This window comes from Salinivirga sp. (assembly GCF_035268865.1).
GTDB lineage: Bacteria > Bacteroidota > Bacteroidia > Bacteroidales > Salinivirgaceae > Salinivirga.
Genome location: NZ_DATFKB010000139.1, coordinates 23,585 through 32,690, shown reverse-complemented (window position 1 = coordinate 32,690; position 9,106 = coordinate 23,585). Strand labels below are relative to the sequence as shown.

Below are 9,106 nucleotides of genomic sequence, written 5' to 3'. Positions count from 1 at the left end.
TGTCAGTTTTACTCATCTGATGAAACCTCCATGTTTAACCATTTAAACACACACGAACATGTTTATTTGGAGTATTACAGTTAAAAAACTGTAAAACAGGTAATAGGAGGTTCCATCCCAATTGGTATCGGGACAGGTAATGACCATTGAGAATTTAAAATAAGCAAATGAATTAATTATTTAACTGCATAAAATGAAATTTCGCATTGCAAAAGCAAACAACGAATTCATCAAATGACTATGATTCATTCCGATAAAAAACCATTTTTTTAAGTTTCCTTTCTTATTTTTTTATCTAAGTAAACAATAAACATATATACTGCTATATATACAAAATAAGAAATAAAAAGGTCAGGCAGATTGTCTTTAAAGAAGTTATGTTCTGTTGTTAAACTCATAAAGATAAAAACGCTAAGGTATGCTAATGTGGCAGTAATAATCCTTTTAATCATAACGCTATGTATTATTGATAAATAAAGTTACCTATTCAGCAGTAATTGATGTAATGTCGAAAGCTGAATTCAAATTTTTGTTTACTTCGTCTTCTTCACAACCTTTATAAATTAAAGAAATTGCGAATAGAAAGGCCAGGAATAGCCCAACAATTTTAATAGTTTTCATTTTCTTAAATTTTAATTAGTAATATAAATTTGTAATCATGATCACAAGGCAAAGAAAAAAAAACGACAATCTTACAAATATTCGCAAAAAAAAGGTCGAACCTTCCGGAACGACCTTTTTGAAAATATCTTAAAATTATACTATTTCGAAACTCTTTCGAGCCATTTGAGCATAAAAATCATTGTACCCATTGAGATGAAACAAGCTACAACGAATACACTCCATGTCATCCACAATGGTACACTTTCGTAAAGAATTGCACCGATGAAAAGCAGCTGGTTACCTAAAGCTGTGGCACCTAACCATCCACCTTGCATAATACCCTGATATTGGGGTGGAGCAACTTTCGAAACGAACGAGATTCCAAGTGGGCTGATAAAGAGTTCGGCCATTGTAAGAATAAAGTATGTACCAATCAGCAGCATTGGGGTTACCCTTTGTGCCTGAGCTAGCGGCACTCCGTCTTGTTGCGGATCAATGGTTGAGAACTCAGGTAATCCCATCGAACCAAGAATCATTACCACATAGGCCATACCTGCGATGAACATACCAATGGCAATTTTCTTGGGCGTTGATGGTTCTAAACCACGAGCCCTGAGCCATCCGAAAAGTCCGACCACAATTGGTGTGAGGAATACAATGAAAATTGGGTTAATAGACTGGAAAATTTCGGCCCCTTCAATGGTTACAAATCCAAGATTTAAGGCAATTCCACTCAGATCAGTGTAGTCACGGGCAAACATGGTTAATGTAAGTCCATTTTGGTGGAATGAAAACCAGAAAAAGATAACTACGCCAAACACAGCAAATAAGGCATAAAGGCGCTGTTTGATCTCTTTTGTACTCATTTCTGAGCCAACAGCTTCTTTTTGGGCATCATCTTTAGCTTTTTTCTGTACACTGGGGAACTTATTTTTGTTTGCTAAATAAATCAGCAATGAAATAATCATTGCTCCTACAGCAATACCAAAGGCATAATGGAAACCGGTAGAGAATACCTCAAGGTATTTTGAAGCGAAGGCATCTAAATTCATATTAGCCAACTCAGCGGTATTTGTTGCCTGTGCTTGCATGTCATTAAAACGAGCAAGAGCTTGTTCAGACAGTCCGCTTTCCAGGTGTTTGTGGCACATGGCAGGTAAATCTGGATTGTAATTGAACCCGTTATTGTTCAGCCACCAGTTTCTGATGCCAATAGCAGTAAATGGAGCAAAAATAGCACCTACATTAATAAACATGTAGAAAAGTGAGAATCCTGAGTCTCTTTTGCTACCATACTTCTCATTGTCGTACATTTGACCTACCAATGCCTGGAGGTTACCTTTAAACAATCCGTTACCAAATGCAATGACAAACAGACCAAAATTGGTAAGTATCAGCAGCAGCGTACGTTTATCTGCTGGTACGGGTGTTTCTGTTGGCATGGCTACTATAAGATAACCCAATGCCATTACAAGGATACCGATGAGAATTGTTCCTTTGTAGTTTCTAATTCGGTCGGCTATAAGTCCTCCAACGAAAGCAAGAATGTAAATGGAGAAGTAGAATACCGAGTAAATAAGACCGGCATCACCACCTGTTAGTCCGAATTTTGCTTGCAAAAAAAGCACCAAAATAGCCATCATGGTATAAAAGCCAAAACGTTCTCCCATGTTAGCCAGTGATGCTGCAATTAGTCCTTTAGGGTGTCCTTTAAACATAGTTATTTTTCTTTGGTTAGTAATTCATTTTCATGAGTTGACAAATATAAAATAATTTTTTGACCGCCACCAGATTTGTGAACTATTCGTTAACCGATTTTTAAGCATGATGTAAGGGGTTGTTTTATAACTTTTTGTGGATTTGCTTGTCTCATTGATAAAGCGCTATTTTTTTGGTATTTTTGAATAAAATTAGTTTAAGGAGCATATCTATGAAAATTTTTAAAAGTCCCCAAATACGTGAAATAGACAAAACTACAATTGAACAGGAGCCTGTTTTGTCCATAAATCTTATGGAACGAGCCGCATGGCAGTTGTATGATTTTATAGAAGAAAAATTTTCAAAAGATACCCCCGTCACCCTTTTTGCAGGTCCGGGGAATAATGGTGGCGATGCCGTGGCGCTTGCACGCTTGTTGGCCGATAATAATTATGATGCTACTTTGTGGCTGTTAAAAATAGGAAAAAACCGCTCTTCCGATTGCCAGGCAAATATTAAAAGACTCGAAGGATATTCCAATATACAAATACATGAGCTTTCAGATAACGATGAATTCCCCGAAATTCCCGGGAACCATTTAATTGTTGAGGGTATTTTTGGCAGCGGATTGACGCGCCCTGCCGAAGGCTGGCCGGCTGAAGTAATTGAGTTTATCAACACTTTACCCAACCCGGTTATGAGTATTGATATTCCCTCAGGATTATTCAGCGAGGATAACCGGCAAAACAATGGTGCAATAATTAAAGCAGACTATACAGTGAGCTTTGAGTTTCCTAAACTTGCTTTTGTTTTACCCGAAAATGAATTATATGTGGGCGAGTGGCAGGCGCTTTCAATAGGTCTATTACCAAAAACTATTAATGATACCTCAACAAAATATTATTACACTACTGAAAACGATCTGCCGCTGCTGAAGAACCGGACAAAGTATGCACACAAAGGTCATTTCGGACATGCCTTACTGGTTGCGGGTAGCTTCGGTAAAACTGGCGCTGCAGTGCTTGCAGCCAAAGCTTGCATAAGAAGTGGATCGGGGTTGTTGTCTATTCATATACCCCAATTTTCTTACAGCATAATGCAATCATGCGTGCCGGAAGCCATGCTTGTAATCGATGAAACCGAACAGATTTATTGTCAGAAAGATCATCTGGAACCATTCACCGTAGTGGGAGCAGGGCCGGGAATTGGCCAGAAAAAATCAATGAGAGAAGCGCTTCATACATTAATTACAAATACTGATGCACCCATGGTACTTGATGCCGATGCGCTGAATATCATCAGTCAAAACCATGAGTTAATGGATTTGCTGCCAAAAGGTAGCATTCTTACACCTCATCCAAAAGAGTTCGACAGGCTGACAAAAAAACACGAGTTCCACTACGAACGCATCGAAACGGCTCGTGAGATGGCTGAGAAACAAAAGCTAATTGTGGTGCTTAAAGGCGCAAACACTGCGGTGATTGATGTCAATGGGGATGTACACTTCAACAGCACAGGAAACCCTGCTATGGCTAAGGGAGGCAGTGGTGATGTCCTTACCGGGATTATTCTGGGCTTATTATCATCGGGGTATGACCCAATTGACGCAGCAAGGCTTGGCGTTTTCGTGCATGGAAGAGCTGCAGACCTGGCGTTACAAAAAGAATCTGAGGAGAGTTTAATCGCCACAGACATCATTAATCACTTAGGGTTGGCCTATAAAAGTATCAGGGAATTGCAATAAGTAAGTAATTGTAGTTTATATTTGCAGGAGCAGTGAGTGGCTGTTAAAAATTCCGTTTTCTGGCAAAACGTTAAATTAAGAATCCATATGCAAAAGATCATATTTTATATTTCTATGCTTGCGCTTATTCTTGTGGGATGCAAGTCCAAAGAAGAAGTGCAGAAACCCTATGTGAAGGTTAAGGCCAGTAATCATGCACAGTTATCCTATTTTTTACCCAAAAATGCCTTTCATGTTCGTATATATATTGTGCGCGAACAGCAGTTTAAAGGCCCCTTTTCAGATTATGCAAGTGAGTATCTTGGAATTGATGCAGATGTAGTTAAATATGATGATGTAAACTATGAGCTGGCGGATGCTGAAATAAATTTGCATACATATCCTGATCCTGCTGAACAGTATTATGTGCATATTGATGACAAACGACCGGTGAACATTAACCTGACATCAGAGGGAATTCTAGCAGGAGTGAATGAATCAGGAGCATTCAGGGTTGAAAATACTGAACTCACGAATCATTTGCCACCTGCAAATGATTTTGTATATACAGATTTGTCGGTCAAACCAATAGTAGACATTACTGAAGAGGTCTCTTATGAGTATAAAAAGGTAGACTCGGCTTTGGTACGTGTACCTGTAGAAAAGGAAGTTACTGAAGTGAAAACCTTCCAGGAAATGGCCTGGGGAGCAGCTAAATTCATCGCTACATTACGCGAAAGTCGTTTTCGCCTTGTGGCAGGTATTTCAGAAACAGACCAAATTCCTGAAATCATTGAAGGTCGCACTGAAGAGTTGGATTTACTTGAGCAAAAGTACCTTGAGCTATTTACAGGCCATGTAATACGTGATACCTTGATGTATAACTTTTTGTATGAACCCGAAGCTGGTATGCCGGAGGATTTAAAAGAGGTGTTGTTTTACTTTTCAAAATCTAACGGCATTAAGCAGCGAACCGGAGGTATAGAAAATGATAATTTATATGGATTGGGTTCACCTGTGTATTTAAATGTAACACCAGCAATACTACCGGAACAGCAAGATAAGCAAAAACTCGAACAATTGGAGCCAAAAGGAATTGTATACAGAATTCCTGCAAGAGCTGCTTTAGAGTTGCAAATGAATGATAAAAACCTGGCTAAAGAATTTTTTCCTGTAGCACAGTGGGGGAAGCATTCGTTTTTACCTTCATCAATGCTGAACGAATCAAAAAATAAAGTTGTTTTTGACGTTCATACAGGTCAGATATTACAGATTTCGGAAAAATAATTCCCCTTAAATACTAGAATTAGTGTGGATTACGAGCATTCCACCCGGTATGGAACTGTTTAAAACCAATCATTTAATTATATTTGTCAAAAATTCAAACAGAAATATTTCGCCATGAGTGGATTAAAAATTATTGTACTTGCCAAGCAGGTTCCCGACACGCGTAATGTAGGGAAAGATGCGATGAAAGCAGATGGTACGGTAAATCGAGGAGCTTTACCAGCCATCTTCAACCCGGAAGATTTGAATGCTTTGGAACAGGCCTTACGTATTAAAGATCGTGTAGCCGGATCAACAGTTACTGTGCTTACAATGGGCCCTGGTAGAGCAGCTGAAGTAATCAGAGAAGGACTTTACCGTGGAGCAGATAATGGTTATTTGCTTACCGACCGCGCCTTTGCCGGTTCCGATACCCTGGCCACTTCTTATGCCATTTCTAAAGCAATTGAAAAAACCGGGCCCTATGATATTATTGTAGCTGGCCGCCAGGCTATTGACGGAGATACAGCTCAGGTAGGACCCCAGGTAGCTGAAAAACTGAGTTTACCTCAGATTACCTATACAGAAGAGGTTCTTGAAATATCTAAAAAGAAAATTAAAATTCGTCGCAGACTCGAACGTGGAGTAGAGGAAGTTAGCGGTAAACTACCATGTGTTATTACTGTAAATGCCTCGGCTCCTGAATGCAGGCCGCGACACGCAAAGCAAACAATGAAATTTAAGTATGCAAAAACAGTGACTGAATTGCAGGCTGCAAACGAGGATTATATTACAGTGTTTGAGAATAAACCATATTTGCAAATTGAGGAGCTAAGCGTTAAAGATGTAGGTGCAGATGCGGAGTTACTCGGTTTGAGTGGTTCTCCCACAAAGGTAAAAGGCATCGAAAATGTGGTGCTTGAAGCCAAAGAATCCAGAAAGGTTGAAAATACCGATGCCGGTATTGAAGAAATGATTAAGGAGTTGATCGAAAATCATACGATTGGCTAATCCGAATGTTGAACCTATTAAAACGCAATAATTGTGAATAGTGTATTTGTAATATGTGAAATAGAAGAGGGAAAAGTGGCCGATGTGAGCCTCGAACTTCTTACAAAAGGACGTCAGCTGGCCAATCAATTGAAAACGAAATTGGAAGCTGTTGTTATAGGAAAAGATCTTAAGGGTATTGAAAATCAGATATTTCCGTATGGAACCGATGTGGTATATAAAGCAGAAGATAAGCGCCTTGAGCATTATCTCACTTTACCTTATACTTCAATAATTACGGATTTGTTCAAAGAAACAAAACCAGAAATTGCCCTCCTGGGTGCAACTTCGCAAGGCCGGGACCTTGGCCCGCGTGTTTCTTCAAAACTGAAATCAGGTTTAACAGCAGATTGTACAAGCCTGGAGATTGGTCCGCACGAGGATAAAAAAGCCGGAAAAACATATGAGCAGCTCTTGTATCAGATTCGTCCGGCCTTTGGAGGAAATATTATCGCTACAATTATCAACCCTGAGCACCGCCCGCAAATGGCTACTGTTCGCGAGGGTGTGATGAAAAAAGAAATTGTAGATACAGCATACAAAGGCGAAGTCAAAAATATTGATGTATCGAAATCGCTGAAAGACGAAGATTTTGTGATCAGTATTGTGGAGCGCCACATGGAAAAACGTAAGGTAAACCTTACCGGGTCGCAGGTTATTATTGCCGGTGGTTACGGAATGGGTTCGCCCGAGAATTTTAATCTGCTCTATGATTTGGCTGAAGTGCTCGGTGGCGAAGTCGCTGCTTCACGCGCTGCCGTCGATGCTGGTTTTGCCGACCATGCACGTCAGGTAGGTCAGACCGGAGTAACTGTAAGGCCAAAAATTTATATTGCCTGTGGTATTAGCGGACAGATTCAGCACCGTGCCGGAATGGAAAATTCTTCCATGATCATAGCTGTTAATACAGATGAAAATGCACCCATCAACCAAATTGCCGATTACGTGATAAATGGTGATGTGGCTGAAATTATACCCCGTATGATTAAAGCATATAAGAAAAATACGAAATAAAAAAACCTGAATATAATGGCTAATTTCTATACAGATAATAAAGATCTTAAATTTCATCTGGAGCATCCTCTGATGAAAAAGATCGTAGACCTGAAAGAGCATAATTATGCCGATCATGAAAAATTTGATTATGCTCCTGCAGACTTTGAAGATGCACTCGACAACTACAATAAAGTATTGGAAATTGTAGGTGATATTTGTGCCAATACCATTGGTCCTAACGCCGAATCCGTGGATCAGGACGGACCAAAAGTGGTTGATGGCCGGGTTGAATATGCCCGCGGTACAGCTGAAAACCATGAAGCTTTAACTAAAGCAGGCCTGATTGGCATGTCGCTTCCAAGAAAATATAAGGGACTTAATTTTTCAATGGTGCCTTACGTGATGGCAGCTGAGCTTGTTTCACGTGCCGATGCCGGGTTTGCTAATATCTGGGGATTACAGGATTGCGCTGAAACCATTCATGAATTTGCATCTGATGATTTAAAAGATAAATACCTACCCATGTTTAACGAGGGTGCTACAGCAGCAATGGACCTTACCGAGCCCGATGCCGGATCTGACCTGCAGGCGGTACAGCTTAAAGCTACCTACAATGAGCAGGAAGACCAGTGGTACCTCAACGGTGTAAAACGCTTTATTACAAACGGGGATGCTGATGTCTCGCTCGTACTGGCACGTTCTGAAGCCGGGACTGTAGATGGCCGCGGTTTGTCGCTTTTCCTTTATGATAAGGAAGATCAGGCTGTGAATGTACGCCGTATCGAAAATAAACTGGGTATTAAGGGTTCGCCAACCTGCGAGCTTGTGTTTAATAATGCACCAGCCAAATTGATTGGAACCCGCAAAATGGGACTGATCAAATACGTTATGTCACTTATGAATGGGGCACGCCTTGGAGTAGGTGCTCAATCGGTAGGTATTGCGGAAGCTGCTTATCGCGAAGCCCTTGAATATGCTGCAGAACGTGCTCAGTTTGGTAAAACTATTGATAAATTTCCGGCTGTATACGAAATGCTCACCAACATGGAAGCACGTGTGAAAGCTGTGCGGGCACTGTTGTACGAAACAACACGGTTCGTCGATGTGTATAAAGCTTATACCCACCTTTCAGAGGAGCGTAAACTCGAAAAAGAGGAGCGTCAGGAAATGAAGCACTATACGCGTCTGTCTGATGCATTTACACCTTTGCTCAAACTTATTTCAAGTGAATATAGTAACCAGATAGCCTACGATAGCCTTCAGATTCATGGTGGATCAGGGTTTATGAAAGATTATCCTATTGAGCGCATTTACCGCGATGCCCGCATTACAACAATTTATGAGGGTACATCGCAATTGCAGGTTGTAGCTGCCATTCGTGGTGTAACAACCGGCTTGTTCCTGAAGCAAATCAGAGCGTATGAGGAAACTGCCATTAAGCCAGAATACGAACACCTCAAACGTCGATTAATGGAGATGACAGCTGAGTACGAAAATGTTGTCAGCATTGTGGAAGAAGTGAATGAGCAAGCTGAAGAAGATGATTACATTGACTTGCAGGCAAGAAGAATGGTAGAGATGGCCGGCAATATAATTATGGGATGGCTTTTATTGCTTGATACTATGCGCGACGAAAGTTATGCACAGAGCACTAAAGTGTTCCTTAAGATGGCTTATGCCGAAAATGCCGAAAAAGCAGCATATATTAAGAATTTTGAGATTGAAGACATGGGCATGTTTAAAATCCATACTGATTAATCTCAACAATAT

At 40.3% G+C, this 9,106-nt stretch carries 7 protein-coding genes; 5 read left to right on the top strand and 2 right to left on the bottom strand.

Annotation, left to right across the window (positions count from 1 at the left end):
* Positions 1-483: 483 nt before the first annotated feature.
* Both VJ937_RS08540 and VJ937_RS08535 read right to left on the bottom strand, forming a co-directional pair.
* Positions 484-621: a hypothetical protein gene (locus VJ937_RS08540; RefSeq protein ID WP_324066479.1), complete on the bottom strand. Its 138-nt coding sequence runs from the start codon at positions 619-621 to the stop codon at positions 484-486.
* A gap of 140 nt (positions 622-761) precedes the next feature.
* Positions 762-2,321 (bottom strand): peptide MFS transporter, encoded by a 1,560-nt coding sequence (locus VJ937_RS08535; protein ID WP_324066478.1) that lies wholly within the window; start codon positions 2,319-2,321, stop codon positions 762-764.
* A gap of 212 nt (positions 2,322-2,533) precedes the next feature.
* Here VJ937_RS08535 and VJ937_RS08530 point away from each other — a divergent pair, with 212 nt between their 5' ends.
* The 5 genes from VJ937_RS08530 (at position 2,534) to VJ937_RS08510 (ending at position 9,094) form a co-directional block, all read left to right on the top strand.
* Positions 2,534-4,045, top strand: a complete 1,512-nt coding sequence (locus VJ937_RS08530; RefSeq protein WP_324066477.1) for an NAD(P)H-hydrate dehydratase — start codon at positions 2,534-2,536, stop codon at positions 4,043-4,045.
* An 87-nt stretch (positions 4,046-4,132) separates the two neighbouring features.
* Complete coding sequence (locus tag VJ937_RS08525; protein ID WP_324066476.1) at positions 4,133-5,311, top strand: DUF4831 family protein; 1,179 nt, start codon at positions 4,133-4,135, stop codon at positions 5,309-5,311.
* A gap of 114 nt (positions 5,312-5,425) precedes the next feature.
* Entirely contained in the window at positions 5,426-6,301 is an 876-nt protein-coding gene (locus tag VJ937_RS08520; RefSeq protein ID WP_324066475.1) for an electron transfer flavoprotein subunit beta/FixA family protein, read from the top strand.
* Positions 6,302-6,334: 33 nt separating this feature from the next.
* A complete protein-coding gene (locus VJ937_RS08515) occupies positions 6,335-7,354 on the top strand; it encodes an electron transfer flavoprotein subunit alpha/FixB family protein (protein WP_324066474.1) in 1,020 nt (339 codons plus the stop codon).
* Positions 7,355-7,369: 15 nt separating this feature from the next.
* Positions 7,370-9,094 (top strand): acyl-CoA dehydrogenase family protein, encoded by a 1,725-nt coding sequence (locus VJ937_RS08510; RefSeq protein WP_324066473.1) that lies wholly within the window; start codon positions 7,370-7,372, stop codon positions 9,092-9,094.
* Positions 9,095-9,106 lie beyond the last annotated feature (12 nt).

Coding starts and splice junctions, on each gene's coding strand:
- VJ937_RS08540 (WP_324066479.1), bottom strand. CDS start 621: ATGAAAACTATTAAAATTGTTGGGCTATTCCTGGCCTTTCTATTCGCA.
- VJ937_RS08535 (WP_324066478.1), bottom strand. CDS start 2,321: ATGTTTAAAGGACACCCTAAAGGACTAATTGCAGCATCACTGGCTAAC.
- VJ937_RS08530 (WP_324066477.1), top strand. CDS start 2,534: ATGAAAATTTTTAAAAGTCCCCAAATACGTGAAATAGACAAAACTACA.
- VJ937_RS08525 (WP_324066476.1), top strand. CDS start 4,133: ATGCAAAAGATCATATTTTATATTTCTATGCTTGCGCTTATTCTTGTG.
- VJ937_RS08520 (WP_324066475.1), top strand. CDS start 5,426: ATGAGTGGATTAAAAATTATTGTACTTGCCAAGCAGGTTCCCGACACG.
- VJ937_RS08510 (WP_324066473.1), top strand. CDS start 7,370: ATGGCTAATTTCTATACAGATAATAAAGATCTTAAATTTCATCTGGAG.